The 24,603-nt window shown below is 68.8% G+C and carries 22 protein-coding genes; 11 read left to right on the top strand and 11 right to left on the bottom strand.

The genetic code is table 11. The features are described 5' to 3' along the window. Nucleotides 1-269: 269 nt before the first annotated feature. The 3 genes from AAIL17_RS02150 to AAIL17_RS02140 form a co-directional block, all read right to left on the bottom strand. On the bottom strand, nt 270-809 hold the full coding sequence (locus AAIL17_RS02150) for a GNAT family N-acetyltransferase (protein ID WP_424681161.1): 540 nt from the start codon (nt 807-809) through the stop codon (nt 270-272). A gap of 22 nt (nt 810-831) precedes the next feature. Then, the gene (locus tag AAIL17_RS02145; protein ID WP_424681160.1) at nt 832-1,284 is read right to left on the bottom strand and encodes an SET domain-containing protein-lysine N-methyltransferase; all 453 of its coding nucleotides are present in this window, start codon (nt 1,282-1,284) and stop codon (nt 832-834) included. A 220-nt stretch (nt 1,285-1,504) separates the two neighbouring features. Next, nucleotides 1,505-1,852: a ComEA family DNA-binding protein gene (locus AAIL17_RS02140; RefSeq protein WP_424681159.1), complete on the bottom strand. Its 348-nt coding sequence runs from the start codon at nt 1,850-1,852 to the stop codon at nt 1,505-1,507. Nucleotides 1,853-2,066: 214 nt separating this feature from the next. Here AAIL17_RS02140 and AAIL17_RS02135 point away from each other — a divergent pair, with 214 nt between their 5' ends. The 5 genes from AAIL17_RS02135 (at nt 2,067) to AAIL17_RS02115 (ending at nt 7,262) form a co-directional block, all read left to right on the top strand. Then, nucleotides 2,067-3,500 carry a M20 family metallopeptidase gene (locus AAIL17_RS02135; RefSeq protein ID WP_424681158.1) on the top strand — a complete coding sequence of 478 codons (1,434 nt, stop codon included), beginning with the start codon at nt 2,067-2,069 and terminating at the stop codon, nt 3,498-3,500. Nucleotides 3,501-3,504: 4 nt separating this feature from the next. Further along, nucleotides 3,505-4,197 (top strand): YggS family pyridoxal phosphate-dependent enzyme, encoded by a 693-nt coding sequence (locus AAIL17_RS02130; RefSeq protein WP_424681157.1) that lies wholly within the window; start codon nt 3,505-3,507, stop codon nt 4,195-4,197. A gap of 230 nt (nt 4,198-4,427) precedes the next feature. Continuing rightward, nucleotides 4,428-5,057 carry a C40 family peptidase gene (locus AAIL17_RS02125; protein ID WP_424681156.1) on the top strand — a complete coding sequence of 210 codons (630 nt, stop codon included), beginning with the start codon at nt 4,428-4,430 and terminating at the stop codon, nt 5,055-5,057. 166 nt (nt 5,058-5,223) lie between these two features. Next, on the top strand, nt 5,224-5,874 hold the full coding sequence (locus tag AAIL17_RS02120) for a rhomboid family intramembrane serine protease (RefSeq protein ID WP_424681155.1): 651 nt from the start codon (nt 5,224-5,226) through the stop codon (nt 5,872-5,874). A 26-nt stretch (nt 5,875-5,900) separates the two neighbouring features. Then, nucleotides 5,901-7,262: an amino acid permease gene (locus tag AAIL17_RS02115; protein WP_424681154.1), complete on the top strand. Its 1,362-nt coding sequence runs from the start codon at nt 5,901-5,903 to the stop codon at nt 7,260-7,262. Between the two features lie 92 nt (nt 7,263-7,354). Here AAIL17_RS02115 and AAIL17_RS02110 read toward each other — a convergent pair whose 3' ends face one another. The 6 genes from AAIL17_RS02110 to AAIL17_RS02085 form a co-directional block, all read right to left on the bottom strand. Further along, the gene (locus AAIL17_RS02110; RefSeq protein ID WP_424681153.1) at nt 7,355-8,047 is read right to left on the bottom strand and encodes an aspartate/glutamate racemase family protein; all 693 of its coding nucleotides are present in this window, start codon (nt 8,045-8,047) and stop codon (nt 7,355-7,357) included. 507 nt (nt 8,048-8,554) lie between these two features. Then, nucleotides 8,555-11,395 (bottom strand): RNA polymerase-associated protein RapA, encoded by a 2,841-nt coding sequence (gene rapA / locus AAIL17_RS02105; RefSeq protein WP_424681152.1) that lies wholly within the window; start codon nt 11,393-11,395, stop codon nt 8,555-8,557. A 160-nt stretch (nt 11,396-11,555) separates the two neighbouring features. After that, nucleotides 11,556-12,233 (bottom strand): Fe2+-dependent dioxygenase, encoded by a 678-nt coding sequence (locus AAIL17_RS02100; protein WP_424681151.1) that lies wholly within the window; start codon nt 12,231-12,233, stop codon nt 11,556-11,558. A 43-nt stretch (nt 12,234-12,276) separates the two neighbouring features. Then, a complete protein-coding gene (locus tag AAIL17_RS02095) occupies nt 12,277-14,586 on the bottom strand; it encodes a catecholate siderophore receptor Fiu (RefSeq protein WP_424681150.1) in 2,310 nt (769 codons plus the stop codon). Nucleotides 14,587-14,795: 209 nt separating this feature from the next. Further along, nucleotides 14,796-16,919, bottom strand: coding sequence for a M13 family metallopeptidase (locus AAIL17_RS02090; protein ID WP_424681149.1), 2,124 nt, complete (start codon nt 16,917-16,919; stop codon nt 14,796-14,798). 267 nt (nt 16,920-17,186) lie between these two features. Further along, on the bottom strand, nt 17,187-17,840 hold the full coding sequence (locus tag AAIL17_RS02085; RefSeq protein WP_424681148.1) for a DUF502 domain-containing protein: 654 nt from the start codon (nt 17,838-17,840) through the stop codon (nt 17,187-17,189). Between the two features lie 130 nt (nt 17,841-17,970). On the opposite strand from AAIL17_RS02085, the gene AAIL17_RS02080 reads away from it, so the two are divergent. Together AAIL17_RS02080 and AAIL17_RS02075 are read left to right on the top strand one after the other, a co-directional pair. After that, nucleotides 17,971-18,489: an RNA polymerase sigma factor gene (locus AAIL17_RS02080; protein ID WP_424681147.1), complete on the top strand. Its 519-nt coding sequence runs from the start codon at nt 17,971-17,973 to the stop codon at nt 18,487-18,489. 2 nt (nt 18,490-18,491) lie between these two features. Beyond that, entirely contained in the window at nt 18,492-19,148 is a 657-nt protein-coding gene (locus AAIL17_RS02075) for a hypothetical protein (RefSeq protein ID WP_424681146.1), read from the top strand. A gap of 5 nt (nt 19,149-19,153) precedes the next feature. Here AAIL17_RS02075 and AAIL17_RS02070 read toward each other — a convergent pair whose 3' ends face one another. Next, nucleotides 19,154-19,612, bottom strand: a complete 459-nt coding sequence (locus AAIL17_RS02070; protein ID WP_424681145.1) for a DUF4442 domain-containing protein — start codon at nt 19,610-19,612, stop codon at nt 19,154-19,156. Between the two features lie 131 nt (nt 19,613-19,743). Continuing rightward, nucleotides 19,744-20,607 carry a thioredoxin gene (trxA, locus tag AAIL17_RS02065; protein ID WP_424681144.1) on the bottom strand — a complete coding sequence of 288 codons (864 nt, stop codon included), beginning with the start codon at nt 20,605-20,607 and terminating at the stop codon, nt 19,744-19,746. 264 nt (nt 20,608-20,871) lie between these two features. On the opposite strand from trxA, the gene AAIL17_RS02060 reads away from it, so the two are divergent. From AAIL17_RS02060 to AAIL17_RS02045, 4 genes are read left to right on the top strand one after another with little or no spacing between them, the layout of a single operon-like run. After that, a complete protein-coding gene (locus AAIL17_RS02060; protein WP_424681143.1) occupies nt 20,872-21,546 on the top strand; it encodes a paraquat-inducible protein A in 675 nt (224 codons plus the stop codon). Then, nucleotides 21,543-22,163, top strand: coding sequence for a paraquat-inducible protein A (locus tag AAIL17_RS02055; RefSeq protein ID WP_424681142.1), 621 nt, complete (start codon nt 21,543-21,545; stop codon nt 22,161-22,163). The genes AAIL17_RS02060 and AAIL17_RS02055 overlap by 4 nt, the downstream gene beginning before the upstream one ends. Next, nucleotides 22,156-23,823: an intermembrane transport protein PqiB gene (locus AAIL17_RS02050; RefSeq protein WP_424681141.1), complete on the top strand. Its 1,668-nt coding sequence runs from the start codon at nt 22,156-22,158 to the stop codon at nt 23,821-23,823. The genes AAIL17_RS02055 and AAIL17_RS02050 overlap by 8 nt, the downstream gene beginning before the upstream one ends. Beyond that, the gene (locus tag AAIL17_RS02045; RefSeq protein WP_424681140.1) at nt 23,820-24,422 is read left to right on the top strand and encodes a PqiC family protein; all 603 of its coding nucleotides are present in this window, start codon (nt 23,820-23,822) and stop codon (nt 24,420-24,422) included. The genes AAIL17_RS02050 and AAIL17_RS02045 overlap by 4 nt, the downstream gene beginning before the upstream one ends. The last annotated feature ends 181 nt before the right edge of the window (nt 24,423-24,603 follow it).

Here is a 24,603-nt window from a genome sequence, read left to right as displayed (position 1 = left end):
GGGCGCGGGGCGAACGGGGCCAGTACGTGCCACCGACGGTTCGTGCAGCCAGCGGATCGCCGCGGGTTCGCGACGCGCGCAGGCCGCAAGCCGGAGTCGGCGCGGAGCGGAATGCATCCTTCCGTTTCGGGCACGGCAACACCAGCACATCTGTCGCCGGGTGTCATCGGTAGGGTGGGCTTCCGCCCACCACGGGCGTACGGCATGGGGCGGTGGGCTGAAGCCCACCCTACGACCGCTGGAAGGCTCCGCTGTCGGCGGTCGCCTGCCTAGGCCCAGGCCCGTCGCGGCTCGCGGTAGGGCGGGTAGTAGGCGAACACGTGGTTGTGGTTGCCGTAGAAGTCCATGTCTTCGATGTGCTCGCCGCCCAGCCGTTCGGCCACGCGGTCGGAAGCCTCGTTGCCGATCCGTACCAGGCTGATCACCCGTACCGCGTGCAACTGGTTCCAGGCGAAGTCGAGCACGGCATGGCCGGCCTCGGTGGCGTAGCCACGATGGCGGAACTCGGGCTTGAGCATCCAGCCAAGTTCCAGGGCCGGCCAGCCCTCGGGGTACATCAGCCCGGCGCGGCCGATGAACTCGCCGGTGTCCTTCAGTTCCAGCGCCCACATGCCGCAGCCGCGCAATTGCCAATGCCCCAGCAGCATGGCCAGCGAGCGCCACGCGCCGGTGCGGTCCAGCGGCTGACCATCGCCGATCCAGCGTGTGCTGTCGGGGTCGGCCAGCATGGCGGCGTAGTCGTCGAAATGGCGGGCGGTCAGCGCGGTCAGGCGCAGGCGCGGTGTTTCGAGAGTAGGAATGTCGGACATCATCGGTCGAAATGGCAGGCCGTCACTTCAGCAATCGGCTCAGCGCATGCGTACTTGAAGCCAGGCTCTCGGCCCAGCCGAACCCGATGATTTTCTCACCGGTGGCCGCGTCGATAAAGTCCTCGGCCTGGCCAGGGGGCAGCAGGTGGCGGTAGTCCACGGTCAGCTCGGTGCCGGCCGCCAGATCGGCCAGCGCGAACACGAAGCCCAGATGCCACAGCCCGTTGGGTTCGAAGCTGTGGTTGATGTAGCACTCGTCGGGCCAGTCGGGCGAGAGCGTGTAGCGGTCCTCGAACCAGCGCGCGCTGGCGTAGGCCAGCTCCGGCCGCGCGGCCAGCTCGGCCGGGCTCCAGGTGCGGTCGATCGCGTCCGGCGCGGTGATGATGCGCCCCGCGGCCACGTCCTCGTCCAGGAACAGGCCCTTGCCGGCGCCGCCGATGGTGGAGGCGGCAATGCGGTAGCGCGGGAGGATCATGGCGGGCCGGCGGCGTGGAGAGCGCGCGAGTGTAGCGCAAGCACGGCGGCATGCCGGGGCGGGGCCAAGGTGCCCATCCGTGGGCGTGGCCGCTGCCATGGCGGGAGGAGCGCTCCGCGCTCCCGACGAAGGATCGTGAACCGGCGAGGGGAAGCCGGTTCACGACCCTTCCAGGCCCTTCCCCGGGGCTGGCCAGGAGAGGGGCCGGGACCTCGGCCGATCAGCTCTTGGCGATGGCCTTGGCCTTGTGGTGTGCAGCCTTCTTCGCCGGCGCGGCCTTCGGCGGCGGCAGGTCGCCGCTGAAGCGGATGGCGTCGCGGTTACGCTCGAGCGTGCCCTTGCCGATGCCCTTGACCTGGGCCAGGTCCTCGACCTTCTTGAACGGGCCATGCGCCTGGCGCCAGGCCACGATGGCCTGCGCCTTGGACTGGCCGATGCCGTCCAGCGACTTGGCGATGATGGTCGCATCGGCCTTGTTGACGTTCACCGGCGTGGCGGCGAACGCGGGCAGCGCGAACGAGGCCGCGAGGGCCAGCGCGACGAGCAGGTTGCGGAACTTCGACTGCATGGGTTTCCCTCCCTGGGATGTTTGGACGGCACCGTTGCCGTCCGGCAAGTGTGGCCATGCGCGCGGCGGGCCGCCGTCGGCGTGCGGCGTGACGTTGCAGGTGGATCGCCCGCGTGCGGCTGTGGGCGATGGCCGACGCCGTGTCGGCGTCTCGGGCCGCGGCGGTGCCGCTGGTACACTAGACGGCTTCCCGTATGTCTAAGGAGTCTGCCCCATGGATACCGCGCGCCTGTCCGGCTTCATCGGTGGCTTGTGGGACGACGAGATCGTGCCCCAGCTCGTCGAGTACATCCGCATTCCCAACAAGTCGCCGATGTTCGACGCGCAGTGGGTCGAGCACGGCTACATGGACCAGGCGGTGGCTCTGCTGGAGCGCTGGGCGCGCGGCAAGCTGGCCTCGCTCGCGGGTGCGACTCTCGAAGTGGTGCGGCTGCCGGGGCGTACGCCGCTGATCTACATCGACGTGCCGGCGACCCTGGCCGGCTGCGATGAGACCGTGGTGCTGTACGGCCACCTCGACAAGCAGCCTGAAATGACCGGCTGGGCCGAGGGCCTGGGCCCGTGGACGCCGGTAATCAAGGGCGACAAGCTCTACGGCCGCGGCGGCGCCGACGACGGCTATGCGATGTTCGGCTCGCTCTCGGCGCTGCTGGCGCTGGGCGAGCAGGGCGTGCCGCACGCGCGCTGCGTGATCCTGATCGAGGCCTGCGAGGAATCGGGCAGCTACGACCTGCCGCATTACGTCGACCATCTGTCCGACCGGATCGGCAGCCCCTCGCTGGTGGTCTGCCTGGATTCGGGCTGCGGCAACTACGACCAGCTGTGGCTGACCACGTCGCTGCGCGGCATGACCGGGGGCGAGCTGACCGTGCAGGTGCTGGAGGAGGGCGTGCATTCGGGCGACGCCTCCGGCGTGGTGCCCTCGAGCTTCCGCATCCTTCGCGAGATCCTTTCGCGGCTGGAAGATCCGGCCACCGGCCGGATCAAGCCGGAGGAGCTGTACGTGGAGATCCCGCCGCAGCGCGTCGAACAGGCGCGCCGCTCCACCGAAGTGCTGGGCGAAGCGGTGTACGACAAGTTCCCGTTCGTCGAGGGCATGCAGCCGGTCACCAGGGACCTGGTCGAACTAGTGCTCAACCGCACTTGGCGCCCGCAACTGGCGGTCACCGGCGTGGGCGGCATGCCCGCGCTGGAGAGCGCCGGCAACGTGCTGCGCCCGTTCACCGCGGTCAAGCTCAGCCTGCGCGTGCCGCCGACCCTCAATGGCGCCAAGGCCGGCAAGTTCCTCAAGGAACTGCTGGAGAAGGATCCGCCCTACGGCTCCAAGGTCACCTTCAAGCTGGAAAAGGACGGCAGCGGCTGGAACGCGCCACAGCTTTCGCCGTGGCTGGAGCAGGCGGTGGCCGAGGCCTCGGCGCATTACTTCGGCGCACCGGCGGCCTACATGGGCGAGGGCGGCTCGATCCCGTTCATGGGCATGCTGGGCGAGAAGTTCCCGCAGGCGCAATTCCTGATTACCGGCGTGCTGGGCCCGCATTCCAACGCGCACGGACCGAACGAGTTCCTGCATATCCCCACCGGCAAGAAGGTCAGCATGGTGGTGGCCGAGGTGGTGGCGCGCCACGGCGAGCAGGCTAGGCGCGGCTGATCGCATGGGCGAGCCGGCCGACACGCTCGCCGCGCGCTGGGCCGCCGTGCGCCGGCGCGTGGACGAAGCCTGCCGCGCGGCCGGGCGCGATCCGGCCGGCGTGGCCGTGCTGCCGGTCAGCAAGACCTTCGGCCCGGAGGTGGTGCGCGAGGCGGCGGCGCTGGGCCTGAACCGCTTCGGCGAGAACAAGGTGCAGGAACTGCGCGAGAAGACCGCGGCACTGGCCGACCTGGCGCTGGAATGGGTGCTGATCGGCCACCTGCAGACCAACAAGGCCAGGGACGTCGCCCGGCTCGCCAGCGAGGTGCAGTCGCTGGACCGGCTGGAGCTGGCCGAGGCGCTGCACCGGCGGCTGCAGGCCGAGCACCGCGCGATCGACGTGCTGGTGCAGGTCAAGACCTCGCCGGAAGAAAGCAAGCACGGCTTGCCGCCGGAGCAACTGCCGGCCTTCCTCGACCGCCTGCGCGATTACCCCACCCTGCGCGTGCGCGGCCTCATGACGCTGGCCGTGCAATCGGAAGACCCCGCCGCCGTGCGCGCCTGCTTCCGCCAGCTGCGTGAACTGCGCGATGCCGCCACCGCGGCGGGCCACGACCTGCCGCGGCTGTCGATGGGCATGAGCGGCGACTTCCCGCTGGCCATTGCCGAAGGTGCCACCGAGGTGCGCATCGGCACGGCGATCTTCGGGCACCGCTGAATCCGGTCCGGTAGGGATGCGCGTGCGCTTGCGGTCCGTTGCGCCGGCAGGTGCCGCGGTGCCCGCCAACGTGCTCCCGGTCACGCGCCTGTGTGAACGTTTCGAAACGCCGGGGTTCAATTAACGTCAATCGAACATCCCGGTCGGATGGCTTTGCTAACTTCGGTCCCTTGCCAGGCCGCCACCGGTGGCCGTCGCTACAGCCTTAAGCAGCAAAGGGATTTTCCCGCATGCCCTTCTACCGCCCGATCGTGACCGCCGCCCTGTTTGCCGCGCTGTTCGCGATCGTGCCTGCGCATGCTGCCGAACCGGCCACCCCGGCTCCGGCTCCGGTCGCTGCACCGCTGCTGGCGCTGCCGTTGGCCAACCTGGCGCCGGCCGTGGCCAACGCCGTCCTGCCGGTCGACCCGTCGGCGCTGCTGACGGCACGGGAAAAGGCATCCGCCCCGGCCAACGAAGTCGCCGACCTGCGCCAGGAACTGGTCGCGCTGGCGATGAAGCTGCGAGACGTGCGCTACGTCCGCGGCGGCCGTTCGCCCTCTACCGGTTTCGATTGCAGCGGTTTCGTCCGCTACGTGTTCGCCCACGCGATCGGCCTGCGCCTGCCGGCCAATTCGGCGCGCCAGTTCCTGGCCGGCATCAAGGTCAGGCGCGACGACATGCAGCCGGGTGATCTGGTGTTCTTCCATACCCGCGGCAAGAAGCGCATCTCGCACGTGGGCATCTATCTGGACAACGGACGCTTCATCCACTCGCCCTCGGCGGGCAAGTCGGTGGAGGTATCCAGCCTCGATGAGGCCTACTGGGCCAAGCGCTTCGCCGGCGCTCGCCGCCCCGAGGGCATTGCGCAAAACGGTTGAATGGGAAACACCACGGGGGTTTCCGCAGTCGGGCCGCCAGCAGGCGGCCTTTTTTCATGCACGAACGCCGGCGCGTGCCTGCGACGGGACGCCAAAGTCGCCTCGTGCAGCGCCCGTGTGCCAGCACCGTTTGCGCTACCCTCACGAGGCCGCCACCGGATCGACCATGCCCTACCAGCTTCCCCCCGTCACCCGTAACCTGCTCATCGCCAATATCGCCGTCTACCTGCTGCAGATGCTGCTGGGGGACGTGTTGGTGCTGCATTTCGCGCTGTGGCCGTGGGGTCCGGACCAGTGGGCGCAGACCGCCGATGGCCTGGTGGCCATCGGTTTCCGGCCCTGGCAACTGGTGAGCTACGCCTTCATGCATGGCGGCTTTCAGCACATCGCCTTCAACATGCTGGCGCTCTGGATGTTCGGCGGCCCGATCGAGCGCCTGTTCGGCGGGCGCGAGTTCCTGCTCTACTACTTCGCGTGCCTGATCGTGGCTGCGATCTCGCAGTTGCTGGTGGTGCACTGGTTCACCCATGGCTTCTATCCGACGCTGGGCGCTTCCGGTGCGATCTTCGGCCTGCTGCTGGCGTTCGGCATGATGTATCCGCACGAGAAGATGATGCTGATCTTCCTGCCGATCCCGATGCCGGCCTGGCTGTTCGTGACCGGCTATGCGGTGATCGAACTGGTGCTGGGCGTGACCGGTACGCAGGCGGGCGTGGCGCATTTCGCCCACCTCGGCGGCATGCTGGGCGGCTACGTGCTGATCGAGTACTGGCGCGGGCGGCTTCCGATCAAACCCAAGCGCCGCTTGATGCGCTGACCCTTTCCCTACCTCACGGGCCTTACATGAGCGAGCAACTGCAGCGGCAGCTCACGCCGCGCCACATCACCTTCATGGCGCTGGGCATGTGCATCGGCGCCGGCCTGTTCCTGGGCTCGGCCAGCACCATCAAGCTGGCCGGCCCGTCGGTGCTTTTCGCCTACGTGTTCGGCGGCGCGATGATCTTCATCATCATGCGTGCGCTGGGCGAGATGGCCGCGCACGAGCCCATCGCCGGCTCCTTCAGCGCCTACGCGCACAAGTACCTGGGGCCGTATGCCGGCTACCTCACCGGCTGGAACTACTGGGTGTTGATGATGGGCGTGGGCATCGCCGAGAGCACGGCGGTGGGCATCTACATGAAGGACTGGTTCCCCGAACTGCCGCAGTGGATCTGGGCGTTCGCTTCGGTGGTGATGATCGGCGGACTGAACCTGATGGCGGTGAAGGTCTACGGGGAGATGGAATTCTGGTTCGCGCTGATCAAGGTGCTGACCGTGGTGCTGATGATCCTGGGCGGCCTGGGCATCATCTGGCTCGGTTGGGGCAACGGCGGGCAGCCGGTCGGCGTGTCGAACCTGTGGACGCACGGCGGCTGGTTCCCCAATGGCTTTACCGGCATGGTGCTGGCCTTGCCGGTGCTGGTGTTCTCCTTCGGCGGCATCGAGACGATCGGCATGGCGGCGGCCGAGGCGGCGCATCCGGAGCGCACGATCCCGAAGGCGGTCAACTCGGTGATCTGGCGCATCCTGATCTTCTACATCGGCTCGCTGTTCGTGATCATGGCGATCTACCCGTGGAACGAGCTGGGCACGCAGGGCAGCCCGTTCGTCACCACCTTCGCCAAGCTGGGCATCCCGCAGGCCGCGGGGCTGATCAACTTCGTGGTCATCACTGCGGCGCTGTCGAGCTTCAACTCGACCACCTTCAGCGGCAGCCGCATGCTGCACAGCCTGGCCACCAAGGGCCAGGCGCCGGCGGCGATGGGGCGCCTGAGCGCCAGTGGCGTGCCGGTGCGCGGCGTGCTGGTGACGATCTTCTTCCTGCTGCTGGGCGTGCTGATGAACTACCTGGTGCCCGAGCGCATCTTCGGCATGATCATGTCGATCCTGGCGTTCAACACCGTGTGGACCTGGGGTACGGTGCTGGTGGCGCACTGGCGCTTCCACCGCCGGCAGCCGCAGCCGCTGCCGTTCCGGCTGCGTTTGTGGCCGCTTTCCAGCGTGCTGGCGCTGGCCTTCCTCGCCTTCGTGCTGGTGATGCTCGGTTACAGCCCGGATACCCGCGTGGCGCTGTACGTGGGCGTGGCGTGGGTGGTGCTGCTGACCGTGGCCTACTGGCTGTTCGGCGTCGGCCGGCGCATGCGCTCGGCACTGGTTACGGTCTGATCCGGCAGCGCCCGTGAACCACGCGTAGGGTGGGCTTCAGCCCACCGTCGATCTTGCGGGAAGCGAAGGTGGGCTGTAGCCCACCCTACGTCCTACGCCAGTGCAAAATCCACGGCGGCCGCGGCATGCAGCGCAGCGGTGTCGAAGACCGGAACGCCCGCGTCGGCGTCGCCGAGCAGCAAGCCCAGTTCGGTGCAGCCCAGGATGGCGCCTTGCGCGCCGGCGCGCACGCCGTCGGCAATGAGATGCAGCAGATACTCGCGCGCCTGCGGGCTGAACTGCCCGGCGCAGAGTTCCTCGTAGATCACCCGGTGCAGCTCGGCGCGTTCTGCCGGCTCCGGCATCAGGCAGCGCACGCCATGATCGCGTTGCATGCGTTCGCGGAAGAATGGCTGCTCCATGGTGAAGGCGGTGCCGAGCAGCAGCACCGTGTCCAGTCCCTGCGCGCGGATCGCAAGGCCGGTGGCATCGACGATGTGCAACAGGGGCAGTGGCGTCGCGGCCTCCACCGCGTCGGCCACGCGATGCATGGTGTTGGCGCCGATCAGGACGCACTCGGCGCCACCCGCCTGCAGGCGGCACGCGGACTCGGCCAGCAGCGCGCCCGCACCGTCCCAGTCGCCCTCGCGCTGGCACGCGGCGATCACCGAGAAGTCCAGGCTGTCCAGCAGCAGGCGTGCGGAATGCAGCGGACCCAGGCGGTCGCGTACGCCGCGGTTGATCAGGCGGTAGTACTCGACGGTCGATTCCCAGCTCATGCCGCCGATGAGGCCGATGGTGCGCATGCCTGTTTCCTTTGGGTGGGGGCGTGCAGTGTGGACCCGCGGGTATGTTGGCCTCAACGGTACGGCCGTCCTACGCCAGGCCTTGTCGCGAGCCCCGGCCCCTCACCCCAGCCCTCTCCCCGGAGGGGAGAGGGAGCAGAACGTGGCGCGCCTGCGGGCATCGGCCCCGCACGTCCCGGTGCGCACTGCTCGCGCACGAGCCCACATGCCTCCCTCGCCTCAACTCCCGAGCGCCCGTGGGTAAAGCGGCGGCAGCTCCTCTAAGAGCAGGTGCGTACCCATCAAGGCGAGGTGGTACCTAGCTCTTATCCCTCACCGGGCTGAGCAGGCCGTTTCTTTTGGTTACTTTTCTTTGGGCCAGCAAAGAAAAGTGACCCGAGCGCCGACAGGCGATCGGAAGCCCGCCGCAGGCGAGCCAAGTCGCCGAACGACCGCAAAAACGGCGGCCATGACGAACACACCCGCCGATACCACCGAATCCGTTCCCCAAGGAAGAGAACAGGCCACTCAGCGCAGGGCGAGGAAATCGGGGCTGGCGATGAAGCGGACAGCGTCCAGGCGCAGGCGCGATTGCGGCAGCGCGGCGAGCAGGGCCGTGCGCTCGGTCTCCAGCAGCGCGATTTCCGCCGGGTTGATCGAAGGATTGACCTCGCGCAACGCGCGCAGCCGGGACAGCTCCGCATCCAGCGTGGCGGTGGCCTGGGCAACCGCCTCGGCGATGTGCTCCTGCGCACGTTCCCCGGCGATCACCTCGGCCTTCTCCAGCATCGGCGGCACCAGCTTGGCGAGGAACTTGCGATAGCGCGGCACCTCGATGTTGCGGTCGGCCGCCTTGCGCACGGCCGCTTCGCTGGGCTCGAAGCCGGCACGCTCGGCCAGCCGCGTGTCGATGGCCACCGCCAGCGGCAGCGTGGGCAGGAAGCGCTCGGCATCGAGCGTGCGGTCGGCCACGCATTCGAGCAGGAACACGGCCTGCAGCAGCGCGCTGCGCGGCGGCAGCGCATCGTCGACCATGAAGGCGGCGTTGCCCTGTTCGCCGGACAGCGCCAGGTCCAGCGCGCCCTGCACCAGCGGGTGGTCGAAGCGCAGCAGCGGCAGTTCCTCGCGCGCCAGCGCCACCTCGCGCGCGAAGGTGGCCGAGATCGGGCCCTCGGCGAAGCCGGGCAGAGCGTCGGTGGAGAGGTATTGCGGATCGAGCAGCAGCACCTGGCCGCCGAGCTCCTCGGGGTGAATGCCGAAGGCTTCGAGCAGCCGCTGCACGTAGGCGTCGCGCGACGGGTCGACATCCTCGCGACGGAACGCCTGGCCCAGTTCATCGGCGTGGGGGTCGCGGCTGGCGGCCAGCTCCAGCAGGTGGTCGCGGCCGGCGCGGATCAGCGCGGCCAGATCCTCGTGGGTGGCGCGGGTCTCAGCGATCAGTGCATCCAGCTCCTGGTCGCGGCTGTCGGCGTTGCGTGCATGCTCCCCGGCCAGTTGCACCAGCGGTTCGCCGTAGCGGCGCAGCAGTTCGCGGCCGTCGGCGGGGCTGGAGCGGAACGCGTCGACGCCCTCGTCGTACCAGCGCGCGAGCACGTGTTGCGCGCTGTCCTCGACGGCGAGGACGTGGATGGCGATGTCGTGGGTCTGGCCGATGCGGTCCAGGCGGCCGATGCGTTGCTCGAGCAGATCGGGATCCAGCGGCAGGTCCCATAGGATCAGCCGGTGCGCGAACTGGAAGTTGCGACCTTCGGAGCCGATCTCCGAGCAGAGCAACAACCGCGCGCCGTCGGGCTGCGCGAAATAGGCCGCGTTGCGGTCGCGCTGCACGATGCCAAGCCCTTCGTGGAAGCGCGCGATGCCGGCGCCGGTGCGCGTGCGCAGCGCTTCCTCCAGCGCCAGCACCTTGGCCTGGCTGCGGCAGATCAGCAGGAACTTGTCCTGCGGGTGCGCATCGAGCAGGGCGACCAGCGCGTCCAGGCGCGGGTCGCTGGCGTAATCCAGTTCCAGTGCCGGCGGTGGTTGCTGGATGTCGGCGTGGAACTCGGCGAGCAGCGCCTGGCGGGCGTTCTCGTCCAGCGCATCGGCGTCGATGAGCTGCCACTGCGGCACGCGGCGCGGAAAGCCGCCGATGCCGGCGCGGCGGTTGCGGAACATGGCGCGGCCGGTGCCGTGCCGGTCGATCAGCGCATCGAGCAGTTCGCGGGCGGCGGACGGACGGGTGGTGTCCTCCAGCAACGCGAGCAGGCCGGCGTCGCCGGCGAAGATCCCGCGCAGCGTGTCGCGCTGCGCTTCATCGAGCGGCTCGCCCGACTGCAGGCGATCGGCGATCGGCGAGAGTGCCTGGAAGCCCTCGGCTTCGGCCAGATAGACGTCCAGGTCGTGGTAGCGCTGCGGATCGAGCAGGCGCAGGCGGGCGAAGTGGCCGCTGCGGCCGAGCTGCTCGGGCGTGGCGGTGAGCAGGATCACGCCGGGCGTGGTGGCCGCCAGCTGCTCGACCAACGTGTAGCGCGGGCTGGCCGCCTCGGGCGTCCAGGCCAGGTGGTGCGCCTCGTCGACGATCAGCAGATCCCAGTTGGTTTCCTGCAGTTGCCGCGCGCGCTTGGGGTTTTCTTCCAGGAAGCGGAAATCGGCGATGACCAGTTGCTCGTCGTCGAACGGATTGCTGCCGTCGCCGGATTGCTCCAGCGCCTCGCAGCGCTCCTCGTCGTAGATGGCGAAGCTCAGGTTGAAGCGGCGCAGCAGTTCGACGAACCACTGGTAGACCAGCGTGTCCGGCAGCAGCACCAGCACGCGCGAGGCGCGGCCGGTGGCAAGCTGGCGGGCCAAAATCATGCCCGCCTCGATGGTCTTGCCCAGGCCGACCTCGTCGGCCAGCAGCACGCGCGGCGGGCGGCGCGAGGCGGCGATGCCGGCGACGCGCAACTGGTGCGGCACCAGACCGATGCGCGCGGCTTCCAGGCCCCAGGTCGGCGAGCGGCGCGCCTGCGCGCGGCGGCGCAGGCCTTCCAGGCGCAGCTCGAACTGCGCCACCGGATCGGTACGCCCGCCGACCAGGCGATCGTCGGCCTGGCTCACGCTCTGCTCATCGTCGAGCTGGCCCTCGTGCAGTTCGCGGCCCTCGCCGCGGTAGATCAGGAGCTCGTCCTTGATCTCCACCCGTTCGACCAGGAACGCCACGCCCTTGCCGGCCACGCGCTGGCCGGGACGGAACTCGGCGCGCACCAGCGGCGCCGAGTCGGCCGCGTAGGGCCGCAGCACGCCGGCCTTGGCGAACAGCACCTGCACGCCGCGGCCCTCTACGCGCAGGACGGTGCCCAGGCCCAGTTCGGGTTCGGCGGTGGAGATCCAGCGTTGACCAGGTACGAACATCGTGCCGCCGCGCGTTGCATGAAGGGGCGCCGATTATCCGCTCCCGACCGTGTAGAGGGAACCGCCGGGGCCTCGCCCTTGCAGGAATGCCCTTGGGCGCGACCGTGAAGGCGGCCATAGGAGCATCTGCGGTTGTTCCCACGGGCAGGGAAGGCGTTGCTCAGGCTTCGGACCAGCGCCGCAGCAGGTTGTGATAGACGCCCGTGAGTTGCAGCAGCGCGTCGGCATCGGCGCCGCTTCGGCTCAGGCGCTGGATCGCACCGTCCAGCTCCAGCAGCAACTGGCGTTGGCCGTCGTCGCGGACCAGGCTCTGCGCCCACAGGAAGGCTGCGATGCGAGCGCCGCGCGTGACCGGACACACGCGATGCAGGCTGCTCGACGGGTACACGATGGCGTCGCCGGCGGGGAGCTTGACCTCGTGCTCGCCGTAGAGATCGTTGATGACCAGCTCGCCGCCGTCGTAATCCTGCGGATCGCTGAGGAACAGTGTGCACGACACGTCGGTGCGCAACTGCCCGCCCTCGGACAGCGCCATCACCGCGCCGTCGACGTGGAAGCCGTACTGGCCGCCGCCCGTGTAGCGGTTGAAACGCGGCGGCAGCATGCGTTGCGGCAGCACGGCCGCGTGGAACAGCGGGTGGCGCGCCAGCGCATCGAGCACCTCGCGGCCGAGCGTCGCGCGCAGCGGCGAGGCTTCCGGCAGTTGCTCGTTGCGCTTGACCCGGGCGCCCTGTGGACCGACGGTCTCGCGGCCGTCCGCCCATTCTGCGTTCTCCAGTGCGCCGCGCATGCGCAGGACCTGCGCGGAATCCAGGACGTTGGGGATGTGCAGCAGCATGGCGGTCTCCTGCCGTTCGGTCCGGACGCGAAGGCGATCAGGCTCAGAAGCGGATGTTGGCGGTCAGCATCGCGCTGCGCGGCGTGCCCGGCGTGTAACGGTAGCCGCTCTTGTTGATCGCCGCGACGTAGTCGCGGTCGAACAGGTTGTAGAGGTTGAGCTGCAGGTCGAGATGGCGGTTGACCGGATAACTCGCCACGGCGTCGAACACCCAGTACGAGCCGGTGTAGGCGGGCGTGCCCACCGCGCCGTCGGTGCCGCGCTTCATCGAGCCGGCGTAGCGCGCGCCGCCGCCCACGGTGAGCCCGAACGGCAGGTGGTAGGTGCTCCACGCGGTGAACGCGCTGCGCGGCGTGTAGGCCAGGTCCTGCGAGCCGTCGTTGCTGACCGCCTGGCCCGCGGTGACCTTGGCGTCCATGGTGGTGAAGCCGGCGCTGATGCCCCAGTCGTCGGTGATCCTGCCGACCACGCCCAGTTCGACGCCCTGCACGCGCTTGCGGCCGGTCTGGTAGTACTGCTGGTCGACCGGATCCTGGGTCAGTTCGTTGCGCACCACCGTGCGGTAGAGCGCCGCGGTGAACAGCAGGCGCTGGTCGAGCAGGTCCCACTTGGTGCCGAGTTCAGTCGTGCTGGCGCGCTGCGGATCGAGGTCCGGCTTGTCGGCGCTGCGCGCGGAAGTGCTGAACAGCAGCGTGTTGCCGCCGGGCGGCTCCTGCGCCACGGCGAAGTTCGCGTAGATGCTGCCGTTGGGCGCGGGTTTGTACAGCACGCCGAGCTTGCCGTTGGGCAGGGTGTCGACGACGCGCGCCTTCAGGCCGGGCACCGGCGTGGCGTCGGGCAAGGTCCCGCACTCGGGCGCATTGCGGCCGCCGCACAGCGCCACACTGTCGAAGCGCGTGGTGTAGCGGTCCACGCGGGCGCCGGCGGTGACCTGCCAGCGCTCGCCGAATTTCAGCGTGTCGAACAGATAGGCCGCCGCCGTATCGGTGGTGCCGCTGCTCCAGGCCCCGGTTTCGCCGTAGCGCAGGCCGCCTACGCGCGGGTCGGGGCGGTAGAGGTTCGCTGCCGGCCAACTGGTGCCGTCGAGCGGTGCGACATCGACGTCGGTGGCCTTCTCCTCGGTCAGCTCCACGCCGGCGCTCAGGTTGTGGATCACCTGTCCGGTGGCGAAGTTCGCCGTGAGGTTGGTCTGGTTGGTGAGGATGCGGTTGGACTGGCGCTTGAAGGTGGGATTGGAGCGGGCGACGGTCCAGGTTGCGGGATCGTCGAGGTCCGGCGTCAGCAGGTTGGCGGCGCTGGCCATGAAGGAAGTGAGCAGGTAGTCCTGGTGCGTGCGGCCCCAGCGCGTGGTGTTGCGCAGCGCGAGGTCGTCGCTGAAATCGTGCTGCACGATCAGCGTGAGCATGTCCACGGTGACATGGTCGTGGTCCTGCACGGTACCGTAGAAATTGTCGCTGTCGACGCGTGGCGCCAGGCCAATCTGCGGACGCGTGGGATCGGGCGAGGCGTAGCCGGTCAAGCCCAGGGTCGGTACGCCGCCGTCGGGGACGTTGTTCTGCTTGACGTGCAGCGCATCCAGGTAGACCCGGGTGGGCGTGCCCAGGCCGAACGCCAGCGAGGGCGCCACGCCCCAGCGGCGGTGGCGCACGCGGTCGCGGCCCGGCACGCCGCTGTCCTGGCCGACCGCATCCAGGCGGAACGCGCCGTGGTCGCCGAACTGCCGGTTGAGGTCGACCGTGGCGCGCTGCTGCTGGCTGCTGCCGTAGGCCACCGACGCGCCGGCCCGATCGCCGCGCATCGGCTGGCGGGTCACCATGTTGACCGCGCCGGTCGGTGCGGTGCGGCCGTACTCGGTGCCGTCCGGTCCCTTGGTGACTTCCACCTGCTCGATGTTGAACAGGTCGCGCGAGATCGAGCCCAGGTCGCGTACGCCGTCGACGAAGATGCTGCCGGAGGTATCGAACCCGCGCATGTAGATGCCGTCGCCGGTGGTCGTACTGCCGTTCTCGCCGGCGTAAAAGGTGCCCACGCCCGGGCTGTTGCGCAGCGCTTCGGTGAGCGTGGTGGCGCCCTGCTGCTCGAACAGGTCGCGGGTGATGATGCCGATGGTCTGCGGGGTGTCCAGCAGCGGCTGGGTGAACTTGGGCGAGTCGACCATGTCCGCGCGGTAGTCCGCGCCGCGGGTCGCGTTGACCTCGACGCCAGGCAGGCGCTTGGCGTCGCGCACCTGTGGATCGGCGGTGGCGGTGGTGCCGGCATAGGCGGGCAGGGCGAGTGCCAGCAGGCTGGCGGCGGCGACACTGCGGGGCAGCGAGGGGGGAGTCGGGTGCTTGCGGCTGGTGATGCAGGCCATGGGAGTCCTTGTCTGGCGAATGCTGCAGGCTGCGAACTTTAATGAGAATGATTTGCAATAACAAGCCTGGGTGCGGGAAGGCGTCTGGTGTGCCGCGTCCGCACGACTGCGAAGCGTCACGGCACGGGTGCCCGACCAAAAAAAAAGGCCCCGCCGGAGCGGGGCCTTCGTGCATCACTGGAACGTCCCTCCCCGTGGGGAGGACCGGCTTACCAGATCTTCACCTGCTTGTCGCCGGACCGCACCATCGCATCACCCGGCTTGCACTGGAACGCGGCGGCGAAGGCGTCCATGTTGGACGGCGCACCGATCGCGCGCAGCGAGGCGGGGGCGTGCGGGTCGGTGTTGAGCTGCAGCACCGCCTGCTTCTCGCGGATGTTGCCGCGCCACACGCGGGCCCAGTTGAGGAAGAAGCGCTGGTCCTGGGTGTATCCGTCGATCTTCTCGCCGGCTTCCTGCGGGTTCTTCTTCAGCGCCGCCTGCAGTGCGTCGTACGCGGCGTTCAGGCCGCCCAGGTCGCCGATGTTCTCGCCCAGGGTCAGACGGCCGTTGACGTGCGCGTCCGGCTTGTCCTTGATCGGCGTGTAGTCGTTGAACTGCGCTACCAGCTTGTCGGCGCGGGCGTCGAACTTGGCGCGGTCGTCCTTGGTCCACCAGTTCTCGTTGTTGCCTTCGCCGTCGAACTGGCTGCCCTCGTCGTCGAAGCCGTGGCTGGCCTCGTGGCCGATGACCGCGCCGATGCCGCCGTAGTTGATCGCGTCGTCGCCGTTGGCATAGAAGAACGGCGGCTGCAGGATCGCGGCCGGGAAGTTGATCGTGTTGTCGGTCGGGTTGTAGTAGGCGTTGACCGTCTGCGGGGTCATGCCCCACTCCATGCGGTCGGTCGGCTTGCCGATCTTGTTGATGTCGTATTCGTAGTTGAACTTGTTGGCCGCCATCACGTTGGCGTAGTAGTTGTCGGGCTTGATCTCGAGGCCCGACCAGTCACGCCACTTTTCCGGGTAGCCGATCTTGGGCAGGAAGGTGTTCCACTTGGCGATCGCCTTGGCCTTGGTCTCCGGGCTCATCCAGTCGAGGTTCTCGATGCGCGCCTTGAGGGCGTTGCGCACGTTGTCGACCAGCACCTGCGCGCGCTCCTTGGCCTCGGGCTTGAACATCTTGTCGACGTAGAGCTGACCCAGCGCCATGCCCATCGAACGGTTGACGGAGTTGAGCACGCGCTTCCAGCGGGCCTTCTGCTCGGGCTGGCCGGAAAGGGTCTTGCCGTAGAAGTCGAACGAGTTGTCCTGGAACGCCTTGGACAGCAGCGGCGAGGCATCGTCGATCACGTGGAAGCGCAGGTAAGCCTGCCACTGGGCGATCGGCGCGCTGGCCAGCAGCTTGTCGAACTCGGCAAAGAACTTCGGCTGCGACAGCGAGAAGCCCTTGTCGACCTTTACGCCCTGGGCGTCGAAGAACTGCTCCCAGCTGAAGTGCGGGGTGATCTTGTCCGCTTCCTTCACGCTGACGAAGTGGTACTGGTGTTCGGGCGTGCGCAGATCGACCGGGGCGAACGAGGCGCTGGCCAGCTTGGTCTCGAAGGCCATCACCTGGTCGGCCTGCTTCTTGGCATCGGCCTCGCTCACGCCGGTCAGCTGCAGCGCCTTGGCGACGTAGGCCAGGTAGGCCTTGCGCTCGTCGGCGTGCTTCGGATCGGTGTAGTAGTCCTTCGTCGGCAGGCCCAGGCCGCTCTGGAAGGCGTAGCCGATCTGCATCTTGGCGTTCTTGAAGTCGGCCTCGGAGCCGAACGAGAACACCTGCTCGTCGCCCTCGCTGAAGCTCTTGTTGAGGTAGTTCGCCACGTCCTTGCCGTTCTTCAGCGCGGCGATGGCGTCGAGCTTGGGCTTGATCGGGTCGAAGCCGGCCTTCTCGATGGCCGCCTCGTCCATGCCCGAGGCGTACAGGTAGCCGATCTTCTGCTGGATCGAGCCGGCCTGCGCACTGGCAGCGCCCTTCGCCGCAGCGTCGACGATGTCGTGCTGGGTGTTGAGGCTGTCCTCGGCCAGCTTGTCGAAGGCGCCCCAGCGGGTGCGGTCGGACGGGATCGGATTGGCAGCGACCCACTTGGCGTTGACGAACTGGTTGAAGTCCGTGCAGGCCTCGCCCATCGGGCCCAGTTCACTGACGTCGAACACGCTCTTGGGCGCGGCGGCCATGGCGGTCGTGCCGGCGGCGGCCGGCGCGGTGCTGCTGGCGGCGGGCTTCTGGTCGGCGGCCTCGTGCTTGCCGCACGCGGTCAGCGAAAGCGCCAGGCTGACCGCCAGCGCCAGCGGCTTCAGATACTGCTTGGACATGGATTTCCCTCTGTGTGGATCGCCCATCGGCGGGTGCGTTGTTGCCGGCCGCGTCCCCTCACGGCACGGCCATGGCCGGCCAAGCTAGGCCATTGGTCATGGGGCAGACAGTGTCAAAGGTCAGGGGTCGGACGAGGGCAGGGGGGCGAAAGGAAAAGTGACGAGGAGGAGCATTGGGCTTCTCGAATCGACGAAGTCGCCCGGGCCTGCGCCCCGCTACTCGCCCCTCGTCCCAAGTCCTTGCAAACCCGGTTCCCCTCTCCACTCCTACGGCGTTTTCGGGCTGGCCTCGGGCAACGTGTCGGGCGCCACTGCGCCGCCGGAAATGATGAAGGCCATGCCCTGGTCCATGGTCCAGTCGGTCGGCGTGACGGCCTCCACCGGCAGCGTCAGCAGGAAGCCGCCGGTGGGGTTGGGCGTGGTCGGCACGAACACCGCCGCCATCTCGCGGCCGCTGCCTTCCTCGATCATCAGCCGCGTGACGAAACCGATCGCCTTGGCGCCCGGATGCGGAAAGTCGACCAGCACCACGCGCTGCACACCCGAGGGTTTCTGCTGCAGCACCGCCATCAGCTTCTTGGTACCGCCGTAGATGGTCTGCACCAGCGGAATGCGCTGCAGCAGCGCGTCAAATGCATCCAGCAGCCGCTGCCCGATCACCCGGCTGGCCAGGAAGCCGAGCAGGTACAACGCCAGCAGCGTGATCAGCAGCGCCACGATCGAGGTGAACCATGTGCTGCCCAGCGCGGAGGCGGTGTCCGGCGCCACCAGCGCCAGCGCGCCCAGCGCCGCGGCCACCATCGGCGCACCGATGCCCGCCAGGAAACCGAGCACGAACTTGAACACGGTCCAGGTCACCCATAACGGGATGAAGGTGAGCAGGCCGGTGAGCAGGTAGCGTTTGAGTCGCAGGCGCGGCATGGCAGCGGGGTCGGAGAAGGAGCAGCCATTGTAGGCACGGACATCCGCAGGTGGGCCCGCCCGCAGGGCTGTGATTTTTTTCGCGGCCGCGCGAATCATGCAGGGGACAGGGGAATACGACGCACACGCCATGACGGATCGCCAACGCCAACGCCAGTTCGAAGCGCTGTTGCAGGAACACCGCGGCATCGCGTTCAAGGTGGCCAGCATCTACGCCCGCGGCGGCGAGGACCGCAGCGACCTGGCGCAGGAGATCGCCGTCCAACTGTGGCGCTCCTTCGGCAGCTATGACGCGGCGCGCGCGAAGTTCTCCACCTGGATGTATCGCGTGGCGCTGAACGTGGCGATCTCGCATGCCCGCCACGCGGCGAAGGACGAGCGCCTGGAGCCGCTCGATGCGGTGCACCTGGAGCTGCCCGGCGACCCGGACGTGTCGGCTCCGGACGAACGCCTGGCGGCGCTGTACGCCTTCATCGGCAAGCTCGATCCGCTCAACCGCGCGCTGATCCTGCTGTATCTGGACGACCGCAGCCATGTGGAGATCGCCCAGGTGCTCGGCATCAGCGAGACCAACGTGGCCACCAAGATCGGGCGCGTCAAACAGAAGTTGCGCGGGCAGATGGCCGCGGCAGCAGCCACCGGAGCATGAGCATGGAACTGGACGAAATGAAGCAGGCCTGGCAGCAGCTCAACCAGCGGCTGGAGCAGCAACAGGCGTTCAACCTGCGGCTCTATCGGGAGGGACGGCTCGACAAGCTGCGCCACGGCCTGCGGCCGCTGCTCTGGGGGCAGTCGATCCAGCTCGCGTTCGGCGTGCTGTTCATGCTCCTGGGAACGGCCTATTGGACCAGCCACATGGACGTCGCCCACCAGGTCGTGCTGGGCGTGATGGTGCAGGTGTTCGGCATCGCGATGGTGGCGTTCGCCGGCCGCATCCTGCATCTGATGCTGGGGATCGACTACACCGCACAGGTGCTCGACATCCAGCGTCGTCTGGCGCAGCTGCGCGCGTGGCGGATACAGGTCGAGGCGCCGGTATTCGCCGTGATCGGCAGCTTCGTGTGGATTCCCCTATTGCTGATGGAAATCCATTGGGAGATCGGCGTCGACGTGTGGGCGCGCTGGCCGCGCTTCGTCGGCTGGCTGGTGCTCTGCGGCTGGATATCGCTGGCGCTGGTGCTCGCCGTGGTCGGGCTGGCCCGGTGGACCGGGCGCATGCGCTGGATCACCGACAACGCCGCCGGCAAGGCCGTGCGCAAGGCCGAGGCGGCGCTGGAAGAGATCGCCCGCTTCGAGCGGGAGGCGTAGGAAGCTTATGCCACGCGGGCCTTGGGCTTGAGCCGCACGTAGAGCTGCTTGCGCACCCGGGCGACGACTTCGCCCGACGCGGTCGCCACTTCGGTCTCGAACCAGCGCAGCACCTTGTCGCCGCCGGCCGCGGCGGCGCGCAGCTCGTCGACCATGGCGTCGGTGAGGTGGAAGGACGCATAGACGTCTTCGCGGCCGGGCGCCACGAAGTCGATCGCGCCGGCCTTGTCCCATACGTAGTAGTCGCCGCCCAGGCGGTGCATCGCCAGCAGCATCCAGAACGGATCGGTCATCGAGAACAGGTTGCCGCCGAACTGGCTGCGCACGTAGTTGCGGTTCCACGGCCGCAGGCGCAGCACCACGCGCGCTTCGGTCCAGTCGTCCGCCAGGTGCAGCACGCGGATGCTGTTGAACAGGAACGGCGGCCAGAGGTTGAGCAGGCGGCGGAAGGTGGAGGCGCGCATGGGGATGCTGGCGGGGAAAAGGCCAGTCTAGCGTACGCGAGCGTATGGTGAGTCGATCCCACCGCGGCGCCCGGGCTGCAGCGCGCCACGCAAGGCCCGCATGACCCCGTCGCGCTCGGATGCTCGCCTTGTCAGAACAAAAGCGACGCCATCCGCCGGCGATAGCGGCCGACCAGCTCGACGTCGTCCAGCGTCGCGAAGGCGGCCAGCAGACGCTTCTTCGCGGCGTTGTCGTTCCAGTCGCGGGCCTTTTCCAGGATCGCCAGGAACTGGTCCAGGCCGGCGGCCGGGTCGTCTTCCAGCAGCAGCCGCACGCCGAGCAGGTCGCGTGCGGCCCAGTCGGTGGCATCGGCCTGCACGCGCTGGCGCAGCTCGGCCAGCGAGGGCGCGCCTTCCAGCGCGCGAGCTAGGTCCAACTGGCTGCGCAGGCGCACGGCGCGCGCGTCGGTGGCCAGGTTGGCCGGCAGCGCGTTGAGCTCGGCCTCGGCGGCGTCGGCCTGGCCATCGCGCATCAGGGCGAGTGCGAGGTCGAGCTTGAGTTCGGCGCGGTCCGGTTCGGCGGCGATTTCCTGCTGCAGGCGGTTGATCGCCTGTGCGGGATCTTCCGCTTCTTCCGGCTCGGGTTCGGCAGGCGCTTCGCCGTCCAGCGGCTGCACGTGGCGCGACAGGAACTCGCGCAGCTGGCCCTCGGGCAGTGCGCCGGCGAAGCCGTCGAGCAGTTGCCCGTCCTTGACCAGCATGACCGTGGGAATGGAGCGGATGCCGAACATCGCGGCCAGCTCCTGGTTCTTGTCCACGTCCACCTTGCCCAGGCGGAAGGCGCCGTTGTACTCGGCGGCGAGCTTCTCCAGCATCGGACCCAACGTCTTGCACGGGCCGCACCAGGTCGCCCAGAAGTCCACCAGCACCGGCGTGGTCATCGAGGCCTGCAGCACCTCGGTCTCGAAATTGGCCGTGTCGATGTCGAAGACGTGGGCTTGGGCGGCGGCGGTCACGTGGGCTCTCCTTGAGGGGAACGTTGCAGATCGGGGTGCCGGCCAGCATATCAAGAGGCCCGGCGCTCTCATCAGATACAAGCGTGCGCAAGGCGCACACGTTCGCCTCCTCTCCCTCGAGGAGAGGATTGAGGTGAGGGGACATTCTCGCAGGGAGCCCATCTTCGCCTCCCCTCATCTCCGGGAGCACGAAGCGAGGGCCTCCCTCGCGACGAATCTCCACCCGCACCTACGTCCCCACGCCCGATTTGCGAGAATGGACCGATGAGTACGCCAAAGCCCGGCCTCGCCCACATCCGCGCCGCGGACAACGCCGCAGCCGCGCGCCTGCATGCGTCCTCCGGCCGGCTGCTGGTGTGCGAGCACTGCGACACGGTGCATCGCGGCCACGTGCTCGGGCACGGCGAGGAGGTGTGCTGCGTGCGCTGCGGCGCGGTGCTGGCGCGCTACCACACGCTCGACGCCGGCGGCATGCTGGCGCTGGTGCTGACCGCGCTGATCGTTTTTTTGATCGCCAACGTGTGGCCGGTGGTCACCCTGGGCCTGGGCGCGCAGCAGAGCAGCGCGACGCTGTGGGGCATGATCCTGATGATGTGGGGGCAGGGCGCGCAGGTGGTTTCGGTGGTCGCGGCGGCCACGCTGTTCTTCTTCCCGCTCAACAAGATGCTGATGCTGGGCTGGGTGCTGCTGTTCGCCCGCGCCGGCCGGCGCGCGCCGGGCTTTGCCGCCATCATGCGCACGCTCTACTACCTGCAGCCGTGGACGATGACCGAGGTGTTCGTGCTCGGCGCGCTGGTGTCGATCGTCAAGGCGCGCGCCTACTTCGACGTGCAGGCGGATCCGGGCATCTGGGCCTATGCCGTGCTCACGCTGCTGATCACGATCTTCTCGGGCATCGACCTGCGCCGGCTGTGGGACATGACGGAGCCGGACGCATGAGCCGGGCGCCGCGGGCACACGAACTGGGCGTCATCGGCTGCCACGTATGCGGGCTGGTCTGCCGCGAGCCGGCGACCGACGACGCAGCCTGCCCGCGTTGCGGCGCCGCGCTGCACCGGCGCAAGCGCGACAGCATCCGGCGCACGTGGGCGCTGCTGGTTGCCGCGTTCATCCTGTACATCCCGGCCAACGTCCTGCCCATCATGCGCACGGTGAGCCTGGGCGACATCGACGACAACACCATCATCAGCGGCGTGGTGGAGCTGTGGGTCAAGGGTTCGCCCAGCCTGGCGGTGATCGTGTTCACCGCCTCGATCGTCGTGCCGATGACCAAGTTCCTGGTGCTGGGCACGCTGCTGACCAGCACCCAGCGGCAGAGCCGTTGGGCGCTGCGCCAGCGCGCCCGGCTGTACCGCGCGGTGGAGTTCATCGGCTACTGGTCGATGCTGGACGTGTTCGTGGTGGCGCTGCTCACCGCGCTGGTGCGCTTCGGCTTCTTCAGCCAGGTCGAGCCGCTGCCGGGCGTGGTGTTCTTCGGCCTGACCGTGATACTTACGATGTTCGCCTCGATGAGCTTCGACCCCCGACTGATGTGGGATGGCCCCGACGATGACTGAGCAGACCCCGCGCGAGGAACTGCCCGAACCGGTGGTGCGCAAGCACCGCTTCAGCCTTTCGCTGATCTGGCTGGTGCCGGTGCTGGCCGCGTTGGTGGGCCTGTCGCTGGTGGTGCACGCCTGGCTGCAGGCCGGGCCGGACATCACCCTCACCTTCCAGACCGCCGAGGGGCTGGAGGCGGGCAAGACCCCGGTCAAGTACAAGAACGTGGTGATCGGCAAGGTCACCAGCCTGGACCTGTCCGAGGACCGCAAGCGGGTGCGCGTGAAGGTGGCGCTCAACAAGAGCGCCGAGAGCTTCGCCACCAAGGGCACGCGTTACTGGGTGGTGCGCCCGCGCATCGGCCTGGGCGGTGTGTCCGGCGTGGACACGCTGCTCTCGGGCGCGTTCATCGGCGCCGACGTGGGCGACTCCAAGGATGAACAGTACGAGTTCACCGGCCTGGAGACGCCGCCGGCCGTGCTGCACGGCGCGCCTGGCAAGAGCTTCGTGCTGCACACCGACGACCTGGGCTCGCTCGACACCGGCTCGCCGGTGTACTACCGGCGCATCCAGGTCGGCCGCGTGTCGTCCTACACGCTGGACAAGGACGGCAAGGGCGTCTCGCTGCGCATCTTCGTCGACGGCCCCAACGACCGCTTCGTGACCCGCTCGACACGCTTCTGGAATGCCAGCGGCGTCGACGTCTCGCTGGGCGCCAACGGGCTGAAGCTCAATACCCAGTCGCTGGCGACGGTGCTTGCCGGCGGCGTCGCCTTCGAGGAACCGCGCGGCCCGCACGATGACACGCCCGCGGCCGAGGATGCCGACTTCGCCCTGTTCAACGACGAAACCACCGCGATGGCGCCGCCGGACGGCCCGCCGCGCTACATCCGCATGCGCTTCAACCAGTCGCTGCGCGGTCTGGCGGTGGACGCGCCGGTGGAGTTCCTGGGCGTCAACATCGGCAAGGTGGTCTCCATCACCATGGACTACGACGCGAAGGACACGCGCTTCCCGCTCACCGTCGGCGCGGTGATCTACCCGCAGCGGCTGGGCAACGCGTACGACAAGCTCGCCGCGCAGGCCGGCACGAAGGACGGCCGCGTCGACCTGGCGCGCATGTTCGGCCCGCTGGTCGCGCACGGCCTGCGCGCGCAGGCGCGCACCGGCAACCTGCTCACCGGGCAGCTCTACATCGCGCTGGACTTCGTGCCCAAGGCGCCCAGGGCGAGCTTCGACGTGGCCGCCACGCCGGTCGAACTGCCCACGGCGCCCGGCAGCTTCGACAAGCTGCAGGAACAGTTGGCCGACATCGTCACCAAGGTGCAGAAGATTCCGTTCGACAGCATCGGCCGCAACCTCGACCGGACGCTGGCGGACCTGGACGGCACGCTCAGGCAGGTCAACACCGGCGTGTTGCCCGAGCTCCAGGGCACGCTCAAAGGCGCGCAGCGCACGCTGGGCAGCGCCGACAACGCGCTCTCGGCCGACTCGCCGCTGCAGCAGAACCTGGGCAGCACGCTGGGCGAACTGCAGCGCATGGCGCGCTCGCTGCGCGCGCTGACCGACTACCTGGGCGTGCATCCGGAAGCGCTGATCCGCGGCCGGCCGGATGACGCGCCGCCGGCGCAGCCGGAGCGCGCCAACCCGCCTGCACGGCAAGGGAGCAAGCCATGATCCGCACGCGACACCTGCTGGCCGCCGCGCTGGCGCTGGGCCTGGCCGCCTGCGCTTCGCAGCCGGCGCACTACTACACCTTGATCGCGCCTGCGCAGGCCGGGCAGCCGGCACCGGCGGCGCCGTTCCAGTTCGAGCTGTTGCCGGTGGGCATTCCGGCCCAGGTCGACCAGCCGCAACTGGTGATCCGCCTGGGCGGGCAGGGCGCCGTCCCGCTGGGCGGCGAGCGCTGGATCGCGCCGCTGGCCGACGAAGTGCGCGGCGCGTTGTCCGCCGACCTCGCCCAGGCGCTGCATGCGCAGGACGCCACCGGCCTGCCCAGCGGCGGCAAGCCGCGGCTGCGCATCAAGGTCGACCTGCGCCGCTTCGACTCGTCGCCGGGCGAGTACGCGCTCATCGACGCCGCCTGGAGCGTGCGCCAGTTGCAGGGCGACGCCATGCTCGCCTGCACCAGCCAGGTCCGCGAGCCGGTCGGGCCCGGTTACGACGCGCTGGTCGAAGGCCACCAGCGCGCGCTGGCGGCGCTCGCCGGGCAGATCGCCCAGGCCGCCGGGCCGGTCGCCGCCGGCCAGACGCCCGCCTGTCCGTCAGTGCCATAGCCGGAGTAGGGTGGGCTTCAGCGCAACATTTCCGCTCCGGACAAGCCGGTGGGCTGAAGCCCATCCTATGGCCAACCCGCGTCATCGACGGCCTCGTCTTGGCTCCGGCCGGGCGCTGGGCTAGGCTGACGGGTTCATCGCCGCCGCAGCCACGCGGGCCGCGCGTACCCCACAGCAAGGC

This window comes from Frateuria sp. YIM B11624, from assembly GCF_049727805.1.
Lineage (GTDB): Bacteria > Pseudomonadota > Gammaproteobacteria > Xanthomonadales > Rhodanobacteraceae > Frateuria_A.
The sequence above is the reverse complement of the archived record's forward strand: the minus strand, read 5'-3'. Positions and strand labels throughout refer to the sequence as shown.

Excerpts from the sequence above, each read along its gene's own strand:
- AAIL17_RS02090 (WP_424681149.1), bottom strand. The coding sequence starts at position 16,919 with ATGTCCAAGCAGTATCTGAAGCCGCTGGCGCTGGCGGTCAGCCTGGCG.
- AAIL17_RS02045 (WP_424681140.1), top strand. The coding sequence starts at position 23,820 with ATGATCCGCACGCGACACCTGCTGGCCGCCGCGCTGGCGCTGGGCCTG.
- AAIL17_RS02060 (WP_424681143.1), top strand. The coding sequence starts at position 20,872 with ATGAGTACGCCAAAGCCCGGCCTCGCCCACATCCGCGCCGCGGACAAC.
- AAIL17_RS02095 (WP_424681150.1), bottom strand. The coding sequence starts at position 14,586 with ATGGCCTGCATCACCAGCCGCAAGCACCCGACTCCCCCCTCGCTGCCC.
- AAIL17_RS02135 (WP_424681158.1), top strand. The coding sequence starts at position 2,067 with ATGGATACCGCGCGCCTGTCCGGCTTCATCGGTGGCTTGTGGGACGAC.
- AAIL17_RS02115 (WP_424681154.1), top strand. The coding sequence starts at position 5,901 with ATGAGCGAGCAACTGCAGCGGCAGCTCACGCCGCGCCACATCACCTTC.
- AAIL17_RS02055 (WP_424681142.1), top strand. The coding sequence starts at position 21,543 with ATGAGCCGGGCGCCGCGGGCACACGAACTGGGCGTCATCGGCTGCCAC.
- AAIL17_RS02150 (WP_424681161.1), bottom strand. The coding sequence starts at position 809 with ATGTCCGACATTCCTACTCTCGAAACACCGCGCCTGCGCCTGACCGCG.
- rapA (WP_424681152.1), bottom strand. The coding sequence starts at position 11,395 with ATGTTCGTACCTGGTCAACGCTGGATCTCCACCGCCGAACCCGAACTG.
- AAIL17_RS02100 (WP_424681151.1), bottom strand. The coding sequence starts at position 12,233 with ATGCTGCTGCACATCCCCAACGTCCTGGATTCCGCGCAGGTCCTGCGC.
- AAIL17_RS02075 (WP_424681146.1), top strand. The coding sequence starts at position 18,492 with ATGGAACTGGACGAAATGAAGCAGGCCTGGCAGCAGCTCAACCAGCGG.
- AAIL17_RS02145 (WP_424681160.1), bottom strand. The coding sequence starts at position 1,284 with ATGATCCTCCCGCGCTACCGCATTGCCGCCTCCACCATCGGCGGCGCC.
- AAIL17_RS02110 (WP_424681153.1), bottom strand. The coding sequence starts at position 8,047 with ATGCGCACCATCGGCCTCATCGGCGGCATGAGCTGGGAATCGACCGTC.
- AAIL17_RS02070 (WP_424681145.1), bottom strand. The coding sequence starts at position 19,612 with ATGCGCGCCTCCACCTTCCGCCGCCTGCTCAACCTCTGGCCGCCGTTC.
- AAIL17_RS02140 (WP_424681159.1), bottom strand. The coding sequence starts at position 1,852 with ATGCAGTCGAAGTTCCGCAACCTGCTCGTCGCGCTGGCCCTCGCGGCC.
- AAIL17_RS02080 (WP_424681147.1), top strand. The coding sequence starts at position 17,971 with ATGACGGATCGCCAACGCCAACGCCAGTTCGAAGCGCTGTTGCAGGAA.
- AAIL17_RS02120 (WP_424681155.1), top strand. The coding sequence starts at position 5,224 with ATGCCCTACCAGCTTCCCCCCGTCACCCGTAACCTGCTCATCGCCAAT.
- AAIL17_RS02130 (WP_424681157.1), top strand. The coding sequence starts at position 3,505 with ATGGGCGAGCCGGCCGACACGCTCGCCGCGCGCTGGGCCGCCGTGCGC.
- AAIL17_RS02085 (WP_424681148.1), bottom strand. The coding sequence starts at position 17,840 with ATGCCGCGCCTGCGACTCAAACGCTACCTGCTCACCGGCCTGCTCACC.
- AAIL17_RS02125 (WP_424681156.1), top strand. The coding sequence starts at position 4,428 with ATGCCCTTCTACCGCCCGATCGTGACCGCCGCCCTGTTTGCCGCGCTG.
- AAIL17_RS02050 (WP_424681141.1), top strand. The coding sequence starts at position 22,156 with ATGACTGAGCAGACCCCGCGCGAGGAACTGCCCGAACCGGTGGTGCGC.